Source organism: Anaerolineales bacterium (assembly GCA_015075725.1).
GTDB lineage: Bacteria > Chloroflexota > Anaerolineae > Anaerolineales > Villigracilaceae > Villigracilis.
Map to the genome: position 1 here is coordinate 1,249,639 of JABTTV010000001.1, position 22,827 is coordinate 1,272,465.

Sequence of the window (22,827 nt, forward strand, 5' to 3'; positions counted from 1 at the left end):
TTTCACGTGAAACGAAAAGCGCGCGTCCGTAAAAGACGCGCCTATTTCGTTTGTCAGGATTTCGTCTCGTTCCGATACAGTAAGTAGGAATAGACGACGAGGAAAAGAGTCGAGCCGATCAACGGGATGAACAATAACCAGAAGGCAACCATCCCGCCGAAGAAGCTTCCGAGGATGGCCAGCGCTCCCGATGCAATGAACAGGATCGAGCCGAGTTGATGCGTTTTCTCCCAGACGGTATCGCTTGAGAGAGTCCAGGGAGTCCGGATGCCGATAAAGAAGTTGCGCTTCGCCTGCCTGAGCATATAGCCGATGAAAATAAACAGCACGCCGAGGAAAGGCAGCATGGCGGAACTCATCCTGAAGTTCTGAAAGCCGAGGCTCCATGCAATCGTCAAGGCGTGGATGTAAAGCATGAAGACGGTGATCAGCAGGATGAACAGGTTGAATGCGCCGCGGAATATTGCGATGTTCGCCTTGAGAGGATCGATATTCGGCAGGAGAAGGAACAACCCGAACATTCCCAGTGTGACCATCGGCATGAGGAACACGCCCCAGAATTTGGGCATATAACCATCGACCTGGTCGTTGGCATTCCAGTGGGAAGCCATCTGCTCAGGGAGTTGATTCCACAAGACCGCTCCCGCCACGACGGCGACTGCGATCAGGGACAGAACAATGATGGATGTGGTGCTTGTCGACATGCTTTTTTCCTTTCGAGATGTTTCATGTGAAACATCCACTGATAACCGGTCGCTGATGACTGTGTCACTTCTCTTTCGGCAGATTATTCTGCGCCAGCGAAATCATGCCGCTCATGCCGCCGAGATTCATCGTATCCACAGCGGAGGACGGCACGATCACCAGAGCGCCTTTCTCTTTCAATCCTTCGAACAGCATGTTCATTGCGCGCAGATGTAGGGCGGTCGGATTGTCGGCGTATGCCCGCGATGCTTCTGCAAACGATGCGGCGATCTGTTTCTCCGACTCGCCAAGGATCACACGCGCCTGACGTTCACGCTCCGCCTGCGCCTGGCGGGACATGGCATCCTCCAGATCCTGCGGGATGACAATGTCACGGATCTCCACCGATTGCACCGTCACACCCCAGGGCGTGGTGCGTTCATCGATCACCGCCTGCAATTCCTTATCGATGGCGCTGCGCCCGACGAGGATATCCGCCAGCATCTTTTTGCCGATGATGTCGCGCAAAGCGGTTTGGGCTGCCCAATCCACTGCGGCGCGGTAATCTTCAACTTCCAGCGCGGCTTTTTCGGCGTCCCACACCACCCAGAAAAGCACGGCATCCACATCCACCGGCACGGTATCCTTTGTGAGCGTTTTCTGCGCGGCGAACGGCGTGACCATCACGCGATGATCGATCCATGTTGGCGTGGTATCCACGATGGGAATGATCCAGAACAAGCCGGGACCCTTCAAGGCTTTGAATTTTCCCAGCCGCAGCACAACAGCTTTTTCCCATTGCGGCGCGACCTTGATCGCAAACAACAAGTAGGTGGCAATGCCGGTCAGCGCCAGTACAGCCGCACCGATCACAAGGTCAGATACCTTGATCATATCCAACAAGACGGCGACCTTGACCGCTCCGATCAAAATAATCGCAAAGACGAACCATGCGATGGGCGGAATATGCTGATCGTCCTTTTTCCTTTGTGAAAATGACTTTAAGAATTTTGTGTTCATTCGATGCTCTCCTTCTTGTCAAACCTAAACATATTTTTGGACTTGCTTCGCTTCTTTCCAGGACTTGAGCCTGTCTCTCACCATCCGGCTGACCTCACGCTCCGAGAAGCCCAGCCGATGCGCTTCACCGATAAAGCGTTGCGTAAGTTCGAAGAGAGACTCGCGCCTCAGTTTCTCTGTGACCTCCGGCGGCGGGATTTCTGTAATAAATGTGCCGCGTCCCTGTTGTGTGGATATGATCCGTGCATCATCCAATATACGGTACGCGCGCGCCACGGTATTGAAATTGATCCTCAGTTCTTCCGCCAGTGCGCGCACGGTGGGCAATTGGTCGCCTGGTTTCAAAATTCCATTCGCCAGCTGGCTTTGGATCTGGTTGACGATCTGGGTATAGATTGGTAACCCTGAATGAAAATCGAGATGGAGGGAGGGTTTCTTTTCAGCCATGCGTCCGCCAAAATTGTACTAATTGTATCATTGTATAAATTGTAGCATGTTTTATTTTAATGTCAAGCCACAGGAAATGAAAACGGGCATCTGGATATTTTCCAGCCTGCCCGTTTCATGATCGCTTGTGCGAGGCGATCTTTTACCTCTTTTTACCCTTTATCCTGAGAATTGCCAGCCCCAATCGTTTGATTCCCTCTTCGATATCCTCCACCGGCTGGGAGGCAAAGTTGAGGCGGAGCCATTCTCTGCCGCACGTTCCATCGATGAAAAACGAATTGCCAGGCACAAAGGAGACTCCCTCCTTGCGCGCAACGGGCAGCAATTCATCCGCTGAAAGAGACTTGGGTAATCGGAGCCAGATGAACAAGCCGCCTTTGGGTATTTCAAAGGAAACGCCGTGCAGGTGTCGCCCGATCGCCTGTACCATCGCATCGCGCCGATTTCGAAACACCTGACAGGAACGATGTAAATATGACTGATAACGTCCCACGGTCATATAAGCGTCCAATGCGCGTTGTATCAATGTAGACGTGGCCAGGTCGCTGAGACGTTTGAAGTTGAGCAGGCTGTCATAGACGGGACCGTCGGCAACGATGAAACCGACTCTCAAACCGGGCATCAGCATTTTCGAGAAAGTGCCGACGTAAATCACCTGCCCACCCGGGTCGAGGGATTTGAGCGAAGGCTGGGTGTGCCCTTCGTACCGTAAATCGCCCACGAAATCATCCTCCAATATTGGAACGTTATATCTGCCCGCAAGCAGGATCAATTCGCGACGGCGCGCGCTGCTGAGACATGTCCCAGTGGGGTTGTGAAAATTTGGAATCGTGTAGATCAGTTTGGGATGGTGGAGTTGCAGGAGTTTTTCCAGTTTATCGACCTGCATTCCCTGATCGTCGACCGGAATGCCGACGATCTGCAAACCGAGCGTGCGAAATAGTTCGATCGCTGCGGAATAGGTGGGATCTTCCACCAACACAGTGTCATCCGCTTTCAACAAAACCTGTGCGACAAGAAAAATGGCTTGCTGTGATCCGGCTGTGATGAGGACATTCTCGGGGTGGGTCTGCAATCCCTGGCTGGCAAGGATTTGGGCGATTCCCCTGCGCAGCGGAGCGTAACCTCTCCGTTCCCCATATTCGAGCGAGTCGATCTGGTCGCGCCGCATTACGGATTGAAGCACTTTGCGAAACTCCTCGACCGGGAACTGGCGCGAATCGCTGATTCCGCTGGCGAAACTGATCGGGTGCGGATGTTTGCCAAATTGACGCACATCATCCTCGAGGTCCGAATTGGAGGCGTCGTGCGTTTGAAAGTTCGTCTGCCAGAGGGGCCAGGGTCCATCAGCGTAGTTTTTAGGAATGGCGGGGAGCGGATATACGGGAAGCACATATGTGCCGCTGCCCATGCGTGAAAAAACCAACCCATCCGCTTCCAATGCGGAGTAAGCATTTTCAACGGTCGTGCGATTGACGCCAAGGTCGCGCGCAAGTTGACGGCATGCGGGCAGGCGTGTATCGGATGGAAGGTTGCCGGATAGGATTCCCTGCCGGAGGTGGGATTCGATTTGCTGATAAAGGGGGATTCCGCTATGACGGTCCAGAGGGATGCGCATTTTATCTCCTCAACCGCATTGGCATGGTGCGGTGTTCGATATTCTTCCCGAGAGCCGGGTCAATTCCTTCTCTCAATTATTTATACCCCAAAAGTGGATGGTCAGTTAATGGCATTTATTGGCTCTTAACACCTGCCAATTTTCACCTAGAATTGGTTTTGAAGAAGAAAAATGGATCCCGTCTAATCGGATTCACTTGCGGGTTCGCCGGATTTCAGGCGAAACCAGAATGATAAAATCAAAAACGTTTTGGAATCAGGAGTGAAATCATGCAGGCAAAAACTGGTACATGGACCGAGAAAAAAGGTTTAGCGCAGATGTTGAAAGGCGGCGTCATCATGGATGTGGTGAACGCCGAGCATGCGAAGATCGCGGAGGAGGCGGGCGCTTGCGCCGTGATGGCGTTGGAGCGCGTGCCCGCCGATATCCGTGCGGATGGCGGCGTGGCGCGCATGTCTGACCCGGAGATGATTCTCAAGATCATGGATGCGGTGTCCATTCCCGTGATGGCGAAATGCCGCATCGGTCATTTCGTCGAGGCGCAGATTCTCGAAGCCATCGGCGTGGATTACATTGACGAATCCGAAGTGCTGACCCCGGCGGACGAAGAACATCATATATTGAAACACGATTTCAAAGTGCCTTTCGTTTGCGGATGCCGAAATATCGGCGAAGCCTTGCGCCGCATCGGCGAGGGAGCAGCCATGATCCGCACCAAGGGTGAAGCGGGGACCGGCGATGTGGTCGAAGCTGTGCGCCATGCGCGGACAGTGATCGGTGCGATCCGTCAATTGCAGACCATGGGCGACGAAGAGTTGATGACGTTCGCCAAGAACAACGGCGCGCCGTATGAACTGGTGAAGGAAACAAAAGAACTTGGGCGCATGCCTGTGGTGAACTTCGCAGCGGGCGGCGTGGCGACCCCGGCCGATGCGGCACTGATGATGCAGCTCGGTGTGGACGGTGTGTTCGTCGGTTCCGGCATCTTCAAGAGCGGCAATCCTGCGCGTCGCGCCCAAGCCATCGTCAAAGCTGTGACGCACTATCAGGATGCTTCCATCCTTGCGGAAGTGAGCAAGAATCTCGGCGAAGCCATGGTGGGACGCAACGTCTCGCAGATGCCCGAGGCGGAAAAGATCGCAGGACGGGGTTGGTAGAATTATTATGTCATTGCGAGGGGGCCGTTAGCACGACGAAGCAATCTCCTGTTCAGTAGTGGATTGCTTCGGGCGAAAGATCATCGCCCTCGCAATGACATCAAAATGTATTTATGAAAATCGGCGTACTTGCCCTGCAAGGCGACTTTGCAGAACATATCTCCATGCTGAAAAAACTTGGGGTGGAAACCGCGGAAGTGCGGTTGCCGGAACACCTGCAGGGCCTGGATGGGCTCATCATCCCCGGCGGGGAATCGACCACAATTGGAAAGCTGGCAACAGCATATAAGCTCATCGAACCCCTGCGCGAATTCGGGAAATCTCATGCAATCTGGGGAACGTGCGCTGGCGCCATCTTTCTTTCAAATGACATCGGGCGGGACCAGCCCCTGCTCGGTTTAATGGATATAAAAGTCAAGCGCAATGCATTTGGGCGCCAGGTTGATTCCTTCGAAACCGACCTGGAGATCGATGAATTGTTCAAAGCCACCGGCACGGAACATCCATATCATGCGGTCTTTATCCGCGCGCCCATTATTGAATCGGTGGGCGGGGGCGTTAAGGTGCTTTCGGCTTTGGAAGACGGTCGTATCGTCGCTGCACAAGAGGGGCATTTGCTGGCCACCTCCTTTCATCCCGAATTGACCGATGATCCGCGCTTCCACGAGTATTTCATTTCGTTGGCATCGTGATATATTGTAGGGGCGCAGTCACCGCGCCCCTGCAAAGATATGACTATCCGTCCCCTAGACCTGCTCGATCTTCCCATAATCGCGCGTTATCGAAACGATGTGCTGACCCTCGATACCACGCGTGCGCTTACCCGCGGACATCCGCTAGGCGCGATGGGACTGCTGGCATACATTAACCCCGCGCGGCATTTGTATGCGGCGCTCCGCAACAGCAACGGTTCGACCTTGCTGGGAGGAATCATCCACACACGCGGTGAAACTTTTGCGAAACTTTTATATCTTGCGCCTTCTTCCAGGTTGGACGACCCGAACCTTCCTGAGCTGATCGAACACCTTGCGGCTCAGGCCGGGGTATGGCAGGCGTTTCATGTCATCGCTGAAGTGGATGAGACCAGCGAAGTTTTTACGGCGTTGCGTAAGTCCGGATTCTCCGTCTATGCATGGCAAAGGGTCTGGGATGTGAGCGGGATCGGGAAAACAGAATCAAGCTCCGGCGCGGCATGGAGGCGGGTTCAATCCGTCGACCTGCCCGCTGTGCAAAGTCTCCATTATCAGATCGTGCCTCAGTTGCTGCATCCGATCGAGCCCGCGCCGAATCGCCCGAACGGTTTGATCCATGCCGAGCGGCGTTGTTTTGCCAACGTCAATTACGGCGTGTATGGTGTGGCGCTCACGCCGCTCATCCTGCCGGATGAAAATGAAGTCAGTGAAAAGATCCGGTCGCTCGTTACCCATCTGCCGGACCGCCGCGGTCGTTCCGCTTATTTGAATGTTCGTTCCTATCAGGCCTGGCTTGAGCCCGTGCTGGAGGATCTTGGCGCGAAGGCGTCGCCGCGACAGGCGGTGATGGTGAAACACCTTGCACGCCTGGTGAAAGAAGCGCAGCCCGCGCGCGTTCCGCCTTCAAATGCGCGCATTCAACCCTCACAAATGAGAGGCGGCGGCGAATGAATCCGTGGACGATTTACAACCATGGACGCACCATCGGGTCGGTCAGCACCGAGGGCGGCCTGATCCTTTCGGATGAGGAGAATCACGGCGCGCGCATCACGCTCAAACGCAGCAAGGGATTCGTTTCGGTCTCGTTGAACATCTACGGTTGGATGGAACACACGCGTTTCTTCAATAACGACGCCGATGCCATGCGCGAATACCGTGCCATGAAACCAGCCGCGATCACGGTTTTGGAAATCATCGGCACCGAAGAGGTGCGTGACATAAAAATATGGGAGGCAATCTCCGACTTCGTAAGGCGGTTTCCTTAATATGCTCAAAGCGTTGATCTTCGATTTCGACGGGCTGATCCTCGACACCGAGACGCCCGAAGTTTTGGTTTGGCAGAACATCTATAAAGAACATGGATTCGAACTTCCGGTGGAGGAGTGGCAAAAGACCGTGGGCGGATACGGCATCTCGAACTTTGATCCCGCCCAACATCTTTCGCATCTTTCGCAGGGGACGCTGGACCCTGTTTCCCTTCAAGCCCGCTACAGGCGGGAGGCGGATGCGATCATTCACTCCAATCCCATCATGCCCGGCGTCATGGATATGATCCACGATGCGCAGGCAAATGGTTTGAAGGTTGCCATCGGTTCATCCTCTCCGCACTCCTGGGTGGATTCTCACACGCAGCGGCTCGACATCCATCATCACTTCGAGCATATTATCTGTCAGGACGACGTTGCGCCCGGCAGGACGAAGCCTCATCCCGATATTTTCTTGAAAGCGTTGGAGAAATTGAATGTCAATAATGATGAGGCGGTCGTCTTCGAAGATTCTCCCAATGGTGTGCTTGCTTCGAAGCGCGCGGGAGTCTTCGTGGTGGCAGTCCCCAATCCACTCACGGCAAAGATGAACGTGCAGGGTGACATGACCGTTTCTTCCCTCGCGGAATTATCCTTGAAGGATTTGATGAGATAGTGAGATCAATTTATTAAGATTATGCGGAAACAAATCATCCCGGTCCTTATCGCCCTCCTCATCATTGCCTTTGCCGCCTATTTGTGGATGAACCCCGTCTTTTCAGGATTTCAGCCTCCGGCGGAATCCACCGCCGTTCCTTCACCAACCCCAACACCGATCTCCGCCCATGCGCCCGAGGTCATTCCGCTCAGGGATGATCCGCTGAAAAAATCCATTCTCGCCGCAGGAGATTATCTGGTGCGACAACAACTTGCGAATGGGGAATTACCTTATCAGGTCAACATCCTTACAAGTGACCGTTCATCCACACCTTCTTATATCCGTTTGATGGGCGGGGTCTCCGCGTTATACATCGTCTGCCGCGTTGCGGAGGATTCATCCTATTGCGAGGCGGGTGACCGCGCGCTGGAACATTATCTGCCCAATCTGCTCTCAGACGCAGACCGCTTCAAAGGGACGTGTCTCTATACCAACGGAGCCTGTCCGCTTGGCGGCGCGGCGGTCACCGTCGACGCTGTTTACAAACGCTGGCAGGCAACAGGTAATGTCCTTCTCGATGGACACGACTTACTCGTTGATACTGTAAACCTTGGTTACTTCATTGTCTCCATGCGCAAGCCCGAGGGAGGGTTTTATCATTCGTTCGATCCGCATGTCGGGGGGACGGTGAACCCCGATTACTTCGACCCAAGTTTCAACGGCGAAGGAGCCGCGGCTCTTCTTCAACTTTATGAAATGACCGGCAACGGGTTCTGGCTCGAACAGGCGCGCGAGATAAATGATTTCCTGGTTTCCCAGCCTGTCACGGAGGATAACGGTCACAGCCATGCGCTCGCCCTGTTTGCCCGGCTGGATGAACTGAACCAGAAAGACGAAGCATACGCAAAACAGGTCGCCGACTTGATCATTGCCGGTCAGGTGCGTTCGTTGAACCCAGCCAATTCAAGCATTTCGACAGCGACGAAGATCGAAGCGCTTGCGTCGATTGCGCAGGCTTTTTTCCTTTCAGGCGCGGATCATGAATGGCTCGACCGCGAAACCCGCGCCTTCATCACTTTCGTCCGGGCGCGCCAATTACCCGGGAACGATTGCAATTTCGATCTTGCCGCGGATGCCATCCGACAGTACAAAGGCGGGCTATTCGGCAGTTGCGAAGATCCTTCCATCCGCGTGGATGGGATCCAACACTGGGTGAATGGTTTGACGCTATACCTTGAATATCAAAGCCTCTTTGCAGGCAGGTGAACCGGTGGATTCATCAAAACTTGGCTGGGTCGATTTCGTGCGCTTTCTCGCTGCATTTCTGGTGGTGCTTGCGCACGTCTGCGATTGGGGGCATGAGCCCTGGTCGTGGGGCGCATTCTATTACACGCTTTCGCGAGTCGCTGTGCCCTTCTTTTTTCTCACCGGCGGTTTCCTGCTTCTTTCCAAAGAAGAGGACCTGTGGACGTTTTTCCGAAAGCGCCTCGCAAAGGTCGCCATTCCCTTCATTGTCTGGTCTGTGCTTTATGATATTCAGAACAGCCGCCCCTTTGTGGATGGTTTATCTGTTGATGCAGTCGCCGGAATGGTCGTCCGCATCTTGAGCGTCCCGCGCGAGGCGCATCTCTGGTTCTTTTATTCATTGATCGGTCTTTATATGATCACACCCGTGTTACGCGTCTTTGTTGCCAATGCGAAGGAATCAGAACTTCTTTATTTCATTGCGCTTTGGTTCCTCGTCAAACCGGTTCTGATGATCGTCGAAGCATTCACCCCGGTCAAGGTTGGCTTCGATGTTTATTATGCGGCTGGCTATGTGGGTTATTTTCTGCTCGGTTATTACCTGGGAAGAATGGAGATCACGCCCCGCCTCCTGCGTTTGGTTTTTTTTGTTTTTATCCTTGGCTTTATCCTCACCTTTTTCATTTTCTATTACGACCTGCCGCCCACCAATAACGAATCTGTCCTGCGCGACTATCCCAGCCTGAATATTGTCCTCATGTCGCTTGGCGCATTCATTTTGATCAAGCATGCTGCGGCGCGCGTCCCCGACTCGTGGATTCGCTTGTCGTCGAAAGCCAGCCCGGTCATCTTCGGCATTTACCTCATCCATCCCATGCTTCTGCGCTGGCTGGCGCTCGGAATGGATTCGCTGGGGTACGATCCCTATGCCGGGTATTCGCTGCTTATAATTCCCATCATCGCGCTCATGGCATTCCTGATCTCCTGGCTGATCGTTTATCTGACTCTCAAAGTGCCGGGATTACGCGCCATATTTTAGATGGTCAAAAAATGAAAACATAATTAACCCCGAATTTAATTTGGGACGCGGACGAGTGCAGATTTACGCGGAAAAGGTATTAAAAATCCGCGTTTCAGTGTTTATCAGCGTCCCATTTGTTCTTAAGAACGTACTCACCCACGAAACCTTAATTTCGGGGTGAGTCGTGTTTTCAAAGGATTTTTTTTCAATGGACTTCTTGCAATAGTCAAAATTTTACCTTGCTCAAGGCGGCGTCCCCGTCGCCGGGGACTTCGGCGGGAGCACTTATGCAAGAGCTCTATTAAACCTGATGCACCACCTTTCCGCCAACCATGGTCAGATCGATCGTCAGGTCGAGGAGATCTTCCGTTGCAACCGTATAGGGATTGTCATGCCAGACGATGAGGTCCGCGAATTTTCCCGGCTCGAGCGAGCCTTTCTTGTTTTCGGCGAAGTCTGCATAGGCGCTTCCCATTGTGTGAGCGTACATGGCTTCTTCGATGGTCATTGCCTGTTCGGGTCCGACCAGTTTTTTGGTGACGGTGATCCGCGCGATACTGGCATACAAAGTGCTTTGCGGATCCCACCACGGCATGGAGGGGGCATCTGAACTGAGAGCAAGCGGAACGCCCATGTCCAGCCAGGTGCGGGTGGGGATGACGCGCTGGGTGCGTTCCTCTCCCCAGATTCGGAACATCCCTTCGCCAAAGGCTGTGATGAGCGTCGGCTGGGTGGAGACGATCACGCCGAGGTCTTTTTCCCGCTGCAAATCATTATCTGTGTTGAGAACAGAATGTTCGATGCGATGACGCGGATCGGGGCGCGGATTCTTGTTCATCGCGTTTTCGATCGCGTCCAATGCCATGGCAACAGCCGCATCGCCGCCTGTATGAATGGCGACCTGATATCCCGCATCGTGGAAGGCGCGCACCGCCTCATTCAGATCCCTGGGCTTCCAGATGGGGATGTCCCAGGCGATTCCGTTATGAGGTTCGAGCGTGTAGGAGCCTTCCAATCCGCCATCCGCCTGGAATTTCGCGCCGCCAAAGTGCATGAAATCATCTTCATAGCGCACGGCCTCGATCTCATCGATGCGCCCATCCAACTCCTGGATATATTCCAACACATTCATCACCTGTCCGCGGATGGTCATCTCGCCGCGTTTGGCAACGTTGAAGTATGCCTTCATGCGGTCCATGTCGCGCGCGTAAACGTCCTGGAAGCTGGTAACTCCCATCGACGCAAACTTGGCTTGCGGATCGATGACGCTTGCTTCATATGTCTTCAGGTCCAGCAGGTCGGCGGGCCATAATTTGCGGAAAACATCCATGGCGGGATGATTCAGGACCAGACCGTTCGGTTCATCATTCGCCTCACGAAGGAAGCGCCCATTGCCGGGGTCTTTTGTCTTCGCTGTTACGTCTGCCATCTCCAATGCCAGGCTGTTGACGACTGCCATATGCCCGCCTTGATTGATCAACATGACGGGATGGTTTGGCGAAACGGGATCAAGGTCATGCTTGGTTGGGCTGCGCCCTTCATAGGTCACCCATCCCGCGCCGACCACCCATTCGCCGGGGGGCGTTATCGCGATCCGTTCAGAGATCTTCTCCTGCATCTGTTCCACGGTGAGAACCGCGGGCCAGCTGACGTCCACGTATGCGCTTCCAAGCAAGCCGCAGGCGCTCAAGTGACAATGAGCATCGATCAACCCGGGAGTGACGGTGCGCCCGTTCAAATCAAAGATCTGCGTCCCGTCCCCGGATAAATTCCGAACCGCTTGATCGTCACCGACGAATTGGATGATCCCATTTTTTATCGCCACCGCCCTGGCAACACTGTGTTGCGCGTTCATGGTCACGACATTGCCATTGACCAGGATCGCATCGACGATTTCACCTGGAGCCAATGTCGGCGGTTTGACAGTGCTTACCGCGGTCGGTATTGCTGTTAACTCAATCAATTCCGTGCCGCCGCAAGCCAGCGCCGCTCCACCCAGCGCGGCTCCGCTTAACTTGAGAAAATCCCTGCGGGACAATCGGTGATTACGGTTGTGGTGCATTGCGTTTTTCCTTTCTCCGCCCTCCCGGGTGCGCGCCCAGGAGGGCGACACACTTTCTCTGCCTAACATGCTTCAAACAAAAAGACCTTGGGCACAAATTCACTATACAACCGCAGCCTGTTAAAAACAATAGTGATTTTCAAAAAAAGTCTGTGAGAACGTAAACCTGCTCCCGAATTGGAATTTTCCCAAGGACACTCCAATTCAACTGATAAATCCGGTCATATGCAGACAAGTCATGCCGCCTGCTTCAAAGGACGTTGATGCCGGGAATGGATTTTGGCTTTATTATCACGAATGGAGGAAGAAACCGGGTTTATCCGGTAAAATCTAACGAAGGGATAAATATGCCAAACCGTTCTGGAAAGAGGATTCTTGAATCGTAATCTTTTCTTCATCGCCGCCGCGCTCCTGTTGTGGGGTTTCGGCGAGGGGCTGTTCTTCAATTTTGTTCCCATTCGTTTGGAGACCGACTTCCTGCTCACAAAACAGGAGATCGGGTTCGCGCTGGGCGCATTCGGATTCTCGATGGCGATCACGCACATCCCCGGCGGCCATCTCGCGGACCGCATCGGACGCCGCCCGCTTCTGATTGCGGCCTGGCTTTTAGGCATGTTCTCAACGCTGGCGATGGGACTCGCAAAAAGCCTGCCGCTCTACCTGGTCGGATTGTTCGCCTACGGCATCACCGCATTCGTGGCTTCGCCGCTCGGCAGTTATGTCACCGCCGCGCGCGGTAAATGGGAGATCGGAACCGCGCTTTCGTTGACAACGGCAACCTTCAACATCGGCATGTCGCTTGGACCTGTGACGGGCGGCTGGGTGGCTGAGCGTTACGGCATGGACGCCAGCTATCTTGTGGCGTTCGGCGCGTTCGTGCTTTCCACATTGTTCATCCTTTTCATCGAACCTCAACCGATAGATAAACACGACCCCGAATCGCCGCCGACCCTATTATGGAACAACACCCGCTTCGTCAACTTCCTGTTGATCTTTGCCTTTGCAGTTTTTGCACTCTATCTCGCCCAGCCGCTCACGCCGAATTTCCTCGAAGGCGTCCGCGATCTCTCGCTGACCGAGACAGGCTGGGTCTTCTCGGCTGGCGCGCTGGGTAATTCCCTGCTGGCGCTGGGGATCAGCCGCTTCAAACCGCGCTGGGGGTTTTTGATCGCGCAGTTCATGGTCGCGCTCTTTGCCGCGTTCATGTGGCTCGGGCTGGGACTGCCCATCTTCATGATTGCCTATTTTCTGTTGGGCGGATTCCGCGCAGCGAGACCGATGGCGATGGCGCAGGCGCGCGTCCTCGTCCACAACTCGCAGATGGGACTCACCTATGGCATGATGGAAACGGTCAGCGCGATCATCTTCATCATCGCGCCTCCCATCGCCGGTTTCATCTTCGAACGCGACCCGTTCATTATCTACCCGATTGCCATCGGCTTGATCGCCGTCTCCATTCTGATCAGCTACATCTTCTCCCCGCGCCCTGAACCGTCCGCAATTCGCAACCTGTAACCTGCAACTTGCAACCCGAAAGGTCTCCCATGCTCGAAATCGTCTCCTTTACCCTCGGACCCGCATCCACGAATGCGTATCTGATTGCCGATCCTGAAACCAAAGAAGCGGCGGTGATCGATCCTGCATGGGATGGCCGTGTCATCCTCGGCGAAGCGCAGAAGCGCGGATGGCGTATCGGTCATATGTGGTACACGCACGCGCATTTCGATCATATCGGCGGCGCGGCGGCAATTGCCGATTCGTTGAATCCTCTGCCGCACGTGGCTTTGCATCCCGACGATCACGTGCTTTGGCGCGCGGGCGGGGGAGGCGCGTTCTTTGGATTCGATATCGACCCGGGTCCGGAACCGACGATCGATTTTATTCATGGCATGAACCTTCAACTTGGCTCGAACATATTCGAAGTCCGTTACACGCCGGGGCACACGAAGGGACATTGCGTGTTGTACGCGGAGAAGGAAAACATTTGCTTTTGCGGCGATTTGATTTTCAACGAAGGCGTTGGCCGCACCGATTTACCCGGCGGCGATTGGAATATTCTGGAAAAAAGCATCCGCGAGCAGATATTTACGATGCCGGATGAAACGGTTTTGCTTTCAGGTCACGGTCCGCAAACGACGGTGGGGCATGAGAAGAAATACAATCCGTTTGTGAGGGAATAAGGTTTGCGAAGAAAGAACAAAGAGGAAAGATATGAAACGGGCGGTTGGCATCAGTTTGGGGAGTTCGAAGCGCGATAAGAAAGTTGTCGTCAATCTCAACGGCGTCGAAATTCAAGTCGAGCGCATCGGCACCGACGGCGATGTGGAAAAAGCCCGCCAAATGTATCTTGACCTTGACGGCAAAGTGGATGCCTTCGGCGTCGGCGGCGTGGATCTATATCTGCGTTTGGACGAAAGGGAATATCCGCTTCATGCCGCGCTCAAACTTGTCTCTGGTGTCAAACAGACTCCACTCTGTGACGGCCGCGGACTCAAACACACGCTCGAGCGGCGGGTCTTCGAACTGGTGAAAGCGGAATTGGGCGATGTGCGCTTCAGGCAAGCCTTCATCCCCGTCGCAGTGGATCGCCTAGGTCTGGCGCAAGCCGTTGCCGAAGTCTCGGACAAAATCGTCTCAGGCGATCTGATGGTTGCGCTTGGCGTTCCAATTCCTTTGTACGGCATCCCCGCCTTCAAGCGCGTTGCGCGGATCATGCTTCCCATCGTCAGTCACTTCCCCATGTCCATGATCTTCTACGGCAGCGACGGAGCCGAGCACGAGCCGAAGTACGTCAAATATTTCGAAGAGTCAGATTTGATAGCGGGTGATTTCCTCTTCATGCGCAAATACATGCCGCATCGGTTGGAAGGTAAGACTGTTGTGACGAACACCACCACTGAAGAAAATATGGATTTACTCAAAGAACGCGGAGTGAAAACAGTTATCACCACAACGCCACGATACGACGGTCGCTCTTTTGGAACGAATACCACCGAAGCCATGCTCACCGCCTATGCAGGCAAAGGTCGGCGCTTGACAGATGACGAACTCAATGGATTGATCGACGAATTAGGGTTGAAACCGAGTGTGATGCAGTTGCATTGACCGTAGGCGGTAGACCATGGACCATTATTACCGTCCATCGTCCACCGTCCATTATGCCCGTATCATCGTCAACAGCATCTTGAATTTTTGAATGGCTTTGAGCGCGTGCGGTTCGTTTGCGGGCATGATGATTGCGTCGCCTGTTTTCAATTGATACGGAGTGCCGGAGATGGTCACTTCGGCTTCGCCTTCGATGATGTGGACAAGCGCGTCGAAGGGGGCGGTGTGTTCGCTCAAGCCCTGGTCTTTATCGAAGGCGAACAAGGTGACGTTGCCAGCCTCCGCTTTGGTGACCTGGCGGCTGACGACGGAGCCTTCCTGGAAGTTGACCATTTCGGCGAGATTCAAAACTTGTGATTTGGGGGCTGTGGACATCGATTCTCCAATTCATTGTAGGGACGACACATGTGTCGCCCCTACGAAATCAATTCTCTTCCGGCGGCTTGACCATGCGGAATTCGCGCCAGAGTAATAGATCATAAACGATCTTGAGTCCTCCGCTCAGAAAGAAGGGCATGCTGAGCAAGGCTGGGATGCCGAAGAAAACACCGGTCAGCACAGGGGATAAAGACGCGCCGACCGAACGGGCAATGGCGGTCACACCTGAGGCGGCGGATCGTTCGTCGGGGTCCACAACAGCCATCGTGTAGGATTGACGCGTGGGCACATCCATTTGAGAGATGCTAAAGCGCAGGAGCAGAAGTCCGATGGCGAGGGGTAAAGTCGGCATGAGCGGAACGAGAATCAAGAGGACGTTGGATGGGATGTGGGTAAAGACCATCGTGTTGATCAGCCCGATTTTTTCTGCTATCTTGACGGCGAGCAGGGATGAAATGCCCGCCAGAATGTTCGCGCCGAAGAAAATACTGCCGAGGATGCCCGTGTCCGCGCCGAACTTGACATGAAACCAGTAGGCGATCATGCTTTGCACGATCAGCCCGCCTGCGAAGGCATCGAGCGCGAAGAATGACGAGAGTTTGAATACGACGCTCCGCGATTTGTGCAAGCCCAGAACTTTTTTCGTATCGTTTGCTTCGGTACGAACTTCGATGGCGGGGGAAACCTGTAGAAACATGACCGCGATCAGGAAACCGCCTATCGCGTATCCGGTCAGGATGTAACGATAAGAGTCGAACGCCGACCAGCCGCTGATTTGCAGAAATCGAGCCAGCCAGCCTCCTGTCAATGCGCCGATGGCAGTGGAGAACGAACCGGCGAGGTTATACCAGGCAAAAACCTTCGTGCGCATTTTGTTCGGAATGAGCTGGGTAAGTCCGGCCTGCTCCACCGAAAGGAAGGGACCGATCTCATTTCCGCTCGGGCTGATTACTCCGATGATGGCGGCAAGCATGAGAACGATGAGATTGTTCGTCAGCAAGAAGACGATGCCCGCACCCAGCATGAGCAAAGCGCCGATGATGAGGGTCTTTTTCCGTCCAAAACCATCGGCGTGGGTGGTGAGGTAGAGCGAAATGAACGCATCGCCGGCAAGGGTGAAGGTGAAGAGCAAGCCCGCCTGTTGTTCGGTCAGCCCGGCTTCAGAGAGATACAGCACAAGGACGACGGATAAAAATCCGTAACAGAACATGCGGATGATGCGCGTGGTAAAAAGAAGGGGAATGTCGAGTGTGGGCTTCATTTAATTTGTCTCCATTTTCACTGGACGCGAGGCGCTATTAATAAGTTGAAGATGTCAAAGTGATTGATGGGTTGCCAATTCAGCGGGAAACAGGCGTAATTTCTTCCATTAACTCGCGGATTTTGCCTAATGCCTGATGGAGCGCGGCGCTTCCCGAATTCGTAAGGGTGTAATACTTGCGGGCTTTTCCCTCCACCACTTTTTTCTGCGATCTGAGAAACCCATCCCGCTCGAGACCATGCAGGATGGGGTACAGGGTACCAGGACTTAGTTCGTAACCGTGCCTTCCTAATTCACGGATCATATCCAACCCAAAGATGGGTTCAACCGAGGCGTGATGCATGAGATGCAAGCGGATGAAACCCAGGAAGAAATTGCGGTTTAATTTATCGATTTTCGTTATCGACATACGATAATATTACTCTCCCTATCATCCATTGTCAAATATAAAACGGGGTCTTGGGTCCGGCTAAAACACAAACCTAAATCCCCTGGAAAATCAGGGGAAGACTCCTCTAACTGTAAAACACGAACTTACATAAACTAAGGCTGGATATATGAATAAACCATGAGAAGGCTTCGTGTATCTTTTTCAATCTTACATAAGAGGAGTATCACCATGAAAAAACTGATGTCCGTTTTGTCTCTCATCGTTCTGGCATCCATGCTGCTGACAGCGTGTGGAAGCCCCGCCACCGAAGCGCCGGTTGTCGAAGAACCTGTTGCCACCGAAGCCCCAACCGAAGTTGTTCCCACGGTAGCCCCCTTTGTTGGACCTGAAGGCGCGCTCGTCGCGTATCCGGTGGATGCCGCGCCGACCCTCGACGGCATCGCCGATGACGCCGCCTGGGAAAGCGCTGAAGCCATCGAAATCGAAGTGGATGGCGGCTTTAATAGCTATGAAACCGTAACTGCACTTAAAGCCGTATACACTGAAGATACTGTTTACTTCCTGTTGACCTACGAAGACCCGACCGAATCTTGGTATCGTTCACCGTGGGTGAAACAGGAAGACGGCACGTGGAAACAGGACAAAGACCCCGATGACAAGGGCGGCGACAACAACCTGACCTATGAAGACAAGTTCTCCATAATCTGGAACATCAACAACAGCATCGCCGATTTCAACGAAAAGGGCTGCGCGGTTGCCTGCCACTTCGGCGAAAATGAAGATGTAAAACCGTATGGCAACAAATACACCGCGGTCGAAGGCGAATTCGGCGATATCTGGCACTGGAAATCCGTCCGTAACCTGAACCAGATTGATGATCAATATCTCGACGCGACCCGATATAGCGCTGATACCCCCGGCGCCGGACGCAAGAGTGACGCCAAGGATGGCGGCGGCTATGTGGATAACTTCGCCTCCATGCCCGACCCTGCCGACGCCACCAAGACCGTCCCCGATAAATCCCTGCCCGGTTTCATCTCCCCGAGCATTGACATGACCACCGGCTTCCCCGGCTTCATCCTCGACAGCGAAAAAATTGCCGTGACCAAGGAAGAACTCGACGCCATGCCTGTTGGCTCCATCATCCCCTCCATCGTCTCATCTGAATTCACCGGCGACCGCGGTCAGATCTCTGCCGCGTGGAAATGGGAAGACGGCGTATGGACCATCGAATTCAGCCGCGCGCTCGTCACCGGCTCCGAAACCGACGTGCAGTTCGACGACCTGACCGCCCAGTATTTCTTCGGCATTGCAGTCTTCGAGAACGCGCAAGTGCGCCATGCCTATCAAAACGGCGTCTCGAGCATGGTCTTCATGCCCCGCTAAGACAAGTATTTCTCCTTTGAAAACGGGCTGGAGGTCCAACCTCCAGCCCGCAAACTTTAATTTTGCAAGACATGACATTATCCCCTAATTTGTTAGGGGATTTTTCCCCTAACCATGCTTCAACAGTTTTTATAGAATTAGATAAACCGGGGATTAATCTATGCTAAACCTGCAAGTTTCTGCGGCAGGGAGGACGCCTGAATTACGTCCCTGCCTGCAGAGTTGAAAATTACTCTGAAAGGAGAATGTAATGAGTAAGAAACTCTTTTTCCTGCTGGCAGGAATTCTGTTGCTCACCGTTGCCTTGGTATCGTGCGCCGGTCCTCAGGGACCTGCCGGGCCCGCCGGACCTGCCGGGCCTGCCGGGCCTGCGGGTGATCTTGCCGAACCGAAAGGCGCCGAGTATGCCGGTTCAACTGCCTGCAAGGAATGTCATGAATCGCTGTATAACACCTTCATGATGTCCGGTCACCCTTGGAAGTTGAACAAGGTGGTGGACGGGCAACCGCCCGCCTATCCCTTCGCGGATAAGAATGGCGATCTGCAACTACCCGAAGGCTATGAATGGTCGGATATTTCCTATGTGATCGGCGGTTACAAATGGAAAGCCCGCTTCATGGACCAGAACGGCTTCATCATCACTTCGCCCAAGGGCGAAGCGCCCGATGCCGAGGCTCACAAGGAATACCTGAACCAGTGGAACTATGCCAATGAGTACGTCGGCAAGGACGCCGGCTTTGTGTTGTACAACTCCGGCAAGACCACCAAAGACCAGCCCGGTTTGATCTACGACTGCGGAACCTGCCATACCACCGGTTATTCCTCATGGCCCCCCGATTCTCATCAGGACGACATGCCCGGCATCAAAGGCACTTGGGCGGAACCAGGCATCCAGTGCGAAGCCTGCCATGGACCCGCCAGCCTGCACGTGTCCGACCCCCGCGGATTCAAACTTGAAGTCGAACGCTCCTCGGCGCTGTGCGGCGAATGTCACGACCGGGGCGCGCAGGAGTTCGTGGACGCCAAAGGCGGCTTCATCGAGCATCACGAGCAATATGAAGAACTGTTCCAGTCGAAGCACATCGCTGTTGACTGCGTGGTTTGCCACGATCCGCATACCGGCGTGGAGCAACTTCGCCAGGCGGAGAAACAAACCACCCGCACTCAATGCGAGAATTGCCACTTCAAGGAAGCCAAGTATCGCAAGAGCATGGAGAAAGTCGAATGCGTGGACTGCCACATGCCCTTCGTCGGCAAGAGCGCCTGGGGCAACGCCGACACCTTCCGCGGGGATGTGCGCACTCACCTGATGGCGATTGACGTAACCACCTTCGACCAGTTCTACACTGTAAAGGAGGGCGACGTCGAGAAGTCCTATTCGCTCTCACAACTCGGTCTCAACTTCGCCTGCAAGTCTTGTCATAACAGCGCTGATCCATTTGCAGGCGTATACGACGACGCCCGTTTGCAGGAAGAGGCGACCGACTTCCATACCGCCCCGTAATCTGCCAATTACATGCCAGCCTTGAGGCGTCCGGGCTGGCGAATAGCAAGCCCCGGAGATCGATCTCCGGGGCTTGTTTGCAATTTTATCTATCTCGCCCAATGCGTTCGAACAGATGATGATTGTAGGCATACGCCGCCAGTTCGATACGGTTGTTCAGGTGGAGTTTCTCTAACATGTTGCTCACGTAATTCCCGACCGTCTTTTCGCTCAAATGCAACAGCGACGCGATCTCGGCGTTGGTCTTTCCTTTTGCAAGATGTGTCAACACATCCATTTCTCGGTCGGTCAACTCGCGGAAGGCGTCCTCCTCGGCTATTCTCTCCGCCTCGCGGACTCGACTCAACAATCGCGCCGTGGTCGAGGGATCGAGCAGCGCCTCGCCCCTCGCCGCGGCTTGGATCGCCCTTATAAGCTCTTCATTCCCAACTTGTTTCAGCACGTATCCCACCGCTCCCGCGCTGATGGCTCGCATCACAAGTTCATCGTCCGCAAAGGAGGTCAGCATCACCACCTTGACCTTTGGAAATCTCGCCGTCACCTGCCGCGTGGCTTCAATGCCACCCTCGCCGGGCAGGCGGATATCCATCAATACGACGTTGGGTGAAAGCGCCCCAGTTTGGCGCACGGCTTCGGCAGCCGTGCTAGCCTCGCCGACCACTTCCATATCCGGGCGGTCGTTAAGCAGGGTCATCAGTCCCAAACGGACGATGTCGTGATCGTCCACCAATAAGATGCGGGTCTTTGTCATCTAATCCTTCCAGGGAACGTTGAGAGTTACAAGCAAGCCTTTAATATTTTGAAATTCGATTTTACCGTTGAGCAGGCGCGCCCGATCGCGCATGTTGCGAAGGCCGTAACCATCTTTCAAATCCGCAGGCAGGCCCTTACCGTTGTCGTGGATGCTTACATTGAGCGTTTCGCCATCGTCCCGGACAAAGATACCCACGCTCTCCGCCTGCGCGTGTCTTACAGCGTTCGCCATTGCTTCATTGACGATTGCCAGCAAATGCCCCATGCGCCTATCCGACATGGTCTTTTCTTCGGGGAGGTTTGCCTGCACCGAAACTTTTACCATTGATTTATAGTTTGGGTTTTCCGCGATCTCCTGCAAAAGGGTATTTAGTGACTTGCTGGAAATTTGCGTATGTGCATGCAACTCGGCAAGGTTTCGACGTAAGTCCAGGATCGAATCGCTGAGCACGCCCACAGCGCGTTTGAGGCGCTTGCCCAGTTCACTCTCCGGGTCGGCAACGCGTTCAGCGGATTCAACCAATAGCCCTGCTGTGTACACTTTTTGGATGGCGCCGTCGTGCAGGTCGCGCGCAAGGCGTTCGTGTTCGGCGTTGATGATCTGCTGCTGCTCCAGTTGCTCGATGCGCCGCTCGGTCTCGAGGTCGAAGATTTCCAACGCGCGGATGATGGTAAAGGCAATAACTGTACCAACAAGTGACCGGAAGACCAGCGGAGGGACACCGACAAGGTTTGTAAAGGTATCCGTATTCAAGACATTGCCGGGAAAGAACTTCACAGGCGGGACGAAAATCCCGCCGACGATTGCATATACGCCGAGCGAAATTCCGGCGGCTTGAAACATCTGCACTATCATGGGGACATTCAAGGGCTTGATACGTTGATAGGTATGGACGCGCAAGTTGTAGGCTGCTAGAAGACTCCCCGGGAAACCGATCAAGTACCGCGCAAACGCATTCGACTGCCTGCGCCATTCGATATCATCGAACGCGCCTGGAAAAATGCCAAAGGCGAGGATTGCCCAGAATACGAAGATGACAATGGTGAATCGATGGACCCCGCGCGCTTTTTTGCTGGAAGGATGCACGGAGATACCGAATTCCAGCAGGCAGACGAAGGAAAACGCCAGCAGGATTTTGTGGACCAGATATAACACGCGCATGGTCGGGGCACCCAGGTACTCGGCTTGAATGGGAATGAACAAGTCTCCCCATTCATACAACCCATGGGTGATGCCGAATCCTGCCAGCCAGCGCAGACTGCGCGCCAGTTCGAGCCGCGAGGAGCGGCGCGTTTGCAGGATGATCGCAAACCCAAGCAGAAAGAACACCAGCCCGTAAACGAAGAAGATAATCTCGCGGTTTCGTTCGAAGAATTCAGGGAGGGAAATCATAGTTGGAGGTTGATTTTATCGTGAAAGTATTATATACATCGGTGGATTAAAAAGGTAAAATACGCCTGTATATGAAAGAGTTCATCTATTCCCGCAACGCCGTCCATGAAGCCCTGCTGGCAAAACGCAGACAGATATTTTCGATAGAAATCGCCGAAGGGGCGCAGGAGAAAGGCAAACTGGCAGAGATCGTCAAACTGGCGGGGCAGCAAAGAATCAAGGTCAACCGCGTGCCGCGCGGAAAACTGGATAAGATCAACCAGAACCATCAGGGCGTGGCGGCGGAAGTCAGCGGCTACCCATATTCAGATGTTGTCGAAATCCTCGATAATGCCAAAGATAAACAACCTTTCATCCTCATTCTCGATTCACTGCAAGATCCGCAGAATTTCGGAACGCTCATCCGCACCGCGGAAGCGGTCGGTGTGCATGGCATCATCATCCCCTTGGCAAGGTCGGTGGAGGTGACTCCATCCGTGGTCAATGCGTCTTCAGGGGCGAGCGAGTACATGCTGATCGCCAAATCGAATCTTTCGCAGGCGATGGATGCGCTTCGGGACGCAGACATCTGGCTGGTTGGGTTGGACCAGGCCGGAGCGGAGATCGAGGCGGGGTCTCGTCATCTTAAAGGCGCGCTCGGACTCATTGTCGGCTCGGAAGGCGAAGGTTTACATGAGTTGACGCGCAAAAAGTGCGACATCGTTTTGAAACTGCCGATGCGCGGAAGAATCGAATCATTGAATGCCGCTGTGGCGGGGTCGGTGGCGTTGTATCTGGCATATTTAAAACGTAAATAACATGTCGCTGC

At 54.0% G+C, this 22,827-nt stretch carries 23 protein-coding genes; 13 read left to right on the plus strand and 10 right to left on the minus strand.

Annotation, left to right across the window (positions count from 1 at the left end):
* Positions 1–53 precede the first annotated feature (53 nt).
* The 4 genes from HS100_06060 to HS100_06075 all read right to left on the minus strand — a co-directional run bounded on the left by HS100_06060 (position 54) and on the right by HS100_06075 (position 3,769).
* Positions 54–704 carry a DUF1648 domain-containing protein gene (locus HS100_06060; protein MBE7433459.1) on the minus strand — a complete coding sequence of 217 codons (651 nt, stop codon included), beginning with the start codon at positions 702–704 and terminating at the stop codon, positions 54–56.
* 64 nt (positions 705–768) lie between these two features.
* Positions 769–1,704 (minus strand): slipin family protein, encoded by a 936-nt coding sequence (locus tag HS100_06065; protein MBE7433460.1) that lies wholly within the window; start codon positions 1,702–1,704, stop codon positions 769–771.
* Positions 1,705–1,728: 24 nt separating this feature from the next.
* The gene (locus HS100_06070) at positions 1,729–2,151 is read right to left on the minus strand and encodes a GntR family transcriptional regulator (protein ID MBE7433461.1); all 423 of its coding nucleotides are present in this window, start codon (positions 2,149–2,151) and stop codon (positions 1,729–1,731) included.
* A gap of 142 nt (positions 2,152–2,293) precedes the next feature.
* On the minus strand, positions 2,294–3,769 hold the full coding sequence (locus tag HS100_06075) for a PLP-dependent aminotransferase family protein (GenBank protein ID MBE7433462.1): 1,476 nt from the start codon (positions 3,767–3,769) through the stop codon (positions 2,294–2,296).
* A 269-nt stretch (positions 3,770–4,038) separates the two neighbouring features.
* On the opposite strand from HS100_06075, the gene pdxS reads away from it, so the two are divergent.
* The 7 genes from pdxS (at position 4,039) to HS100_06110 (ending at position 9,804) form a co-directional block, all read left to right on the plus strand.
* On the plus strand, positions 4,039–4,926 hold the full coding sequence (pdxS, locus tag HS100_06080; GenBank protein ID MBE7433463.1) for a pyridoxal 5'-phosphate synthase lyase subunit PdxS: 888 nt from the start codon (positions 4,039–4,041) through the stop codon (positions 4,924–4,926).
* Positions 4,927–5,039: 113 nt separating this feature from the next.
* A complete protein-coding gene (gene pdxT / locus HS100_06085) occupies positions 5,040–5,618 on the plus strand; it encodes a pyridoxal 5'-phosphate synthase glutaminase subunit PdxT (GenBank protein MBE7433464.1) in 579 nt (192 codons plus the stop codon).
* A gap of 39 nt (positions 5,619–5,657) precedes the next feature.
* Complete coding sequence (locus HS100_06090; protein MBE7433465.1) at positions 5,658–6,569, plus strand: hypothetical protein; 912 nt, start codon at positions 5,658–5,660, stop codon at positions 6,567–6,569.
* Complete coding sequence (locus HS100_06095; protein MBE7433466.1) at positions 6,566–6,883, plus strand: hypothetical protein; 318 nt, start codon at positions 6,566–6,568, stop codon at positions 6,881–6,883. The genes HS100_06090 and HS100_06095 overlap by 4 nt, the downstream gene beginning before the upstream one ends.
* A 1-nt stretch (position 6,884) precedes the next feature.
* A complete protein-coding gene (locus HS100_06100; protein ID MBE7433467.1) occupies positions 6,885–7,538 on the plus strand; it encodes an HAD family phosphatase in 654 nt (217 codons plus the stop codon).
* Positions 7,539–7,559: 21 nt separating this feature from the next.
* Complete coding sequence (locus HS100_06105; GenBank protein ID MBE7433468.1) at positions 7,560–8,786, plus strand: hypothetical protein; 1,227 nt, start codon at positions 7,560–7,562, stop codon at positions 8,784–8,786.
* Complete coding sequence (locus tag HS100_06110) at positions 8,755–9,804, plus strand: acyltransferase family protein (GenBank protein ID MBE7433469.1); 1,050 nt, start codon at positions 8,755–8,757, stop codon at positions 9,802–9,804. Before HS100_06105 ends, HS100_06110 begins: the two co-directional genes overlap by 32 nt.
* A gap of 283 nt (positions 9,805–10,087) precedes the next feature.
* Here the strand turns inward: HS100_06110 and HS100_06115 are convergent, their stop codons facing one another.
* On the minus strand, positions 10,088–11,848 hold the full coding sequence (locus tag HS100_06115; protein ID MBE7433470.1) for an amidohydrolase: 1,761 nt from the start codon (positions 11,846–11,848) through the stop codon (positions 10,088–10,090).
* Between the two features lie 375 nt (positions 11,849–12,223).
* Here HS100_06115 and HS100_06120 point away from each other — a divergent pair, with 375 nt between their 5' ends.
* From HS100_06120 to HS100_06130, 3 genes are read left to right on the plus strand one after another with little or no spacing between them, the layout of a single operon-like run.
* A complete protein-coding gene (locus tag HS100_06120; protein MBE7433471.1) occupies positions 12,224–13,363 on the plus strand; it encodes an MFS transporter in 1,140 nt (379 codons plus the stop codon).
* 29 nt (positions 13,364–13,392) lie between these two features.
* Positions 13,393–14,028 (plus strand): MBL fold metallo-hydrolase, encoded by a 636-nt coding sequence (locus tag HS100_06125; GenBank protein MBE7433472.1) that lies wholly within the window; start codon positions 13,393–13,395, stop codon positions 14,026–14,028.
* A 31-nt stretch (positions 14,029–14,059) separates the two neighbouring features.
* Positions 14,060–14,953, plus strand: coding sequence for a quinate 5-dehydrogenase (locus tag HS100_06130; protein MBE7433473.1), 894 nt, complete (start codon positions 14,060–14,062; stop codon positions 14,951–14,953).
* 51 nt (positions 14,954–15,004) lie between these two features.
* On the opposite strand, the gene HS100_06135 is transcribed toward HS100_06130, so the two are convergent.
* The 3 genes from HS100_06135 to HS100_06145 all read right to left on the minus strand — a co-directional run bounded on the left by HS100_06135 (position 15,005) and on the right by HS100_06145 (position 17,001).
* Positions 15,005–15,328, minus strand: coding sequence for a cupin domain-containing protein (locus tag HS100_06135; protein MBE7433474.1), 324 nt, complete (start codon positions 15,326–15,328; stop codon positions 15,005–15,007).
* A gap of 49 nt (positions 15,329–15,377) precedes the next feature.
* Complete coding sequence (locus HS100_06140; protein ID MBE7433475.1) at positions 15,378–16,592, minus strand: MFS transporter; 1,215 nt, start codon at positions 16,590–16,592, stop codon at positions 15,378–15,380.
* Positions 16,593–16,671: 79 nt separating this feature from the next.
* Positions 16,672–17,001, minus strand: coding sequence for a helix-turn-helix transcriptional regulator (locus tag HS100_06145; GenBank protein MBE7433476.1), 330 nt, complete (start codon positions 16,999–17,001; stop codon positions 16,672–16,674).
* Positions 17,002–17,211: 210 nt separating this feature from the next.
* Between HS100_06145 and HS100_06150 the strand changes: the two genes are divergently transcribed.
* Positions 17,212–18,369, plus strand: coding sequence for an ethylbenzene dehydrogenase (locus HS100_06150; protein MBE7433477.1), 1,158 nt, complete (start codon positions 17,212–17,214; stop codon positions 18,367–18,369).
* Between the two features lie 250 nt (positions 18,370–18,619).
* Positions 18,620–19,873 (plus strand): hypothetical protein, encoded by a 1,254-nt coding sequence (locus HS100_06155; GenBank protein ID MBE7433478.1) that lies wholly within the window; start codon positions 18,620–18,622, stop codon positions 19,871–19,873.
* 85 nt (positions 19,874–19,958) lie between these two features.
* Here HS100_06155 and HS100_06160 read toward each other — a convergent pair whose 3' ends face one another.
* Positions 19,959–20,624: a response regulator transcription factor gene (locus HS100_06160; GenBank protein MBE7433479.1), complete on the minus strand. Its 666-nt coding sequence runs from the start codon at positions 20,622–20,624 to the stop codon at positions 19,959–19,961.
* Positions 20,625–22,019 carry a hypothetical protein gene (locus HS100_06165; protein ID MBE7433480.1) on the minus strand — a complete coding sequence of 465 codons (1,395 nt, stop codon included), beginning with the start codon at positions 22,017–22,019 and terminating at the stop codon, positions 20,625–20,627.
* A gap of 71 nt (positions 22,020–22,090) precedes the next feature.
* On the opposite strand from HS100_06165, the gene rlmB reads away from it, so the two are divergent.
* Positions 22,091–22,816 (plus strand): 23S rRNA (guanosine(2251)-2'-O)-methyltransferase RlmB, encoded by a 726-nt coding sequence (gene rlmB / locus HS100_06170; protein MBE7433481.1) that lies wholly within the window; start codon positions 22,091–22,093, stop codon positions 22,814–22,816.
* The last annotated feature ends 11 nt before the right edge of the window (positions 22,817–22,827 follow it).

What these genes read in the sequence shown, in the direction of transcription:
- HS100_06060 (MBE7433459.1), bottom strand. Translation starts at nt 704, where the DNA reads ATGTCGACAAGCACCACATCCATCATTGTTCTGTCCCTGATCGCAGTC.
- HS100_06065 (MBE7433460.1), bottom strand. Translation starts at nt 1,704, where the DNA reads ATGAACACAAAATTCTTAAAGTCATTTTCACAAAGGAAAAAGGACGAT.
- HS100_06070 (MBE7433461.1), bottom strand. Translation starts at nt 2,151, where the DNA reads ATGGCTGAAAAGAAACCCTCCCTCCATCTCGATTTTCATTCAGGGTTA.
- HS100_06075 (MBE7433462.1), bottom strand. Translation starts at nt 3,769, where the DNA reads ATGCGCATCCCTCTGGACCGTCATAGCGGAATCCCCCTTTATCAGCAA.
- pdxS (MBE7433463.1), top strand. Translation starts at nt 4,039, where the DNA reads ATGCAGGCAAAAACTGGTACATGGACCGAGAAAAAAGGTTTAGCGCAG.
- pdxT (MBE7433464.1), top strand. Translation starts at nt 5,040, where the DNA reads ATGAAAATCGGCGTACTTGCCCTGCAAGGCGACTTTGCAGAACATATC.
- HS100_06090 (MBE7433465.1), top strand. Translation starts at nt 5,658, where the DNA reads ATGACTATCCGTCCCCTAGACCTGCTCGATCTTCCCATAATCGCGCGT.
- HS100_06095 (MBE7433466.1), top strand. Translation starts at nt 6,566, where the DNA reads ATGAATCCGTGGACGATTTACAACCATGGACGCACCATCGGGTCGGTC.
- HS100_06100 (MBE7433467.1), top strand. Translation starts at nt 6,885, where the DNA reads ATGCTCAAAGCGTTGATCTTCGATTTCGACGGGCTGATCCTCGACACC.
- HS100_06105 (MBE7433468.1), top strand. Translation starts at nt 7,560, where the DNA reads ATGCGGAAACAAATCATCCCGGTCCTTATCGCCCTCCTCATCATTGCC.
- HS100_06115 (MBE7433470.1), bottom strand. Translation starts at nt 11,848, where the DNA reads ATGCACCACAACCGTAATCACCGATTGTCCCGCAGGGATTTTCTCAAG.
- HS100_06125 (MBE7433472.1), top strand. Translation starts at nt 13,393, where the DNA reads ATGCTCGAAATCGTCTCCTTTACCCTCGGACCCGCATCCACGAATGCG.
- HS100_06130 (MBE7433473.1), top strand. Translation starts at nt 14,060, where the DNA reads ATGAAACGGGCGGTTGGCATCAGTTTGGGGAGTTCGAAGCGCGATAAG.
- HS100_06135 (MBE7433474.1), bottom strand. Translation starts at nt 15,328, where the DNA reads ATGTCCACAGCCCCCAAATCACAAGTTTTGAATCTCGCCGAAATGGTC.
- HS100_06140 (MBE7433475.1), bottom strand. Translation starts at nt 16,592, where the DNA reads ATGAAGCCCACACTCGACATTCCCCTTCTTTTTACCACGCGCATCATC.
- HS100_06145 (MBE7433476.1), bottom strand. Translation starts at nt 17,001, where the DNA reads ATGTCGATAACGAAAATCGATAAATTAAACCGCAATTTCTTCCTGGGT.
- HS100_06150 (MBE7433477.1), top strand. Translation starts at nt 17,212, where the DNA reads ATGAAAAAACTGATGTCCGTTTTGTCTCTCATCGTTCTGGCATCCATG.
- HS100_06155 (MBE7433478.1), top strand. Translation starts at nt 18,620, where the DNA reads ATGAGTAAGAAACTCTTTTTCCTGCTGGCAGGAATTCTGTTGCTCACC.
- HS100_06160 (MBE7433479.1), bottom strand. Translation starts at nt 20,624, where the DNA reads ATGACAAAGACCCGCATCTTATTGGTGGACGATCACGACATCGTCCGT.
- HS100_06165 (MBE7433480.1), bottom strand. Translation starts at nt 22,019, where the DNA reads ATGATTTCCCTCCCTGAATTCTTCGAACGAAACCGCGAGATTATCTTC.
- rlmB (MBE7433481.1), top strand. Translation starts at nt 22,091, where the DNA reads ATGAAAGAGTTCATCTATTCCCGCAACGCCGTCCATGAAGCCCTGCTG.